This is a genomic window from Streptomyces sp. HSW2009 (assembly GCF_040240285.1).
Taxonomy (GTDB): Bacteria; Actinomycetota; Actinomycetes; order Streptomycetales; family Streptomycetaceae; genus Streptomyces.
The window spans coordinates 1-390 of sequence record NZ_JBEHZD010001181.1 but is presented as its reverse complement, the minus strand read 5'-3'; the positions used below and the strand labels follow the sequence as shown (position 1 = coordinate 390).

General features: G+C 81.8%; 1 protein-coding gene. It reads left to right on the top strand.

All coding sequences use genetic code 11. The features are described from left to right. A partial coding sequence (locus tag AAHZ94_RS35120) for a glutamate-cysteine ligase family protein (protein WP_502964883.1) occupies window positions 1-390 on the top strand: 390 nt, incomplete at both ends.

Genomic DNA, 390 nt, shown 5'->3' with positions numbered 1-390 from the left:
CGAGCATCGCCCGTCGGTGGAGTGCCGGGCCCTGGACGTGCCGGCGACGGCAGCGGACGCGGCGGCGCTCGCCACGTTGGTGCGGGCGCTGGTGGTGGCGGCGCTGGCCGCGGTGCGGCGCGGCGACCCGGGCCCCGCACTGGACGGACCGCTGCTCCGCGCGGCCTGTTGGCGCGCCGCGCGCGACGGCTGGGCCGCGCAGGGCGTGGACCCGCGCACCGGCCGGCTGGTGCCCACGGCCGCCCTGGTGGAGCGGCTGTTCGAGACGGTGCGGCCGGTGCTCGCGGCCACCGGGGAGCGTGCGCAGGTCGCCGACTTCGTACGCCGTCTCACCGCCGAGCGCGACCCGGCCCCCCCCCACCGCCCCACCCCCCCGACGGCCCCGGGCCC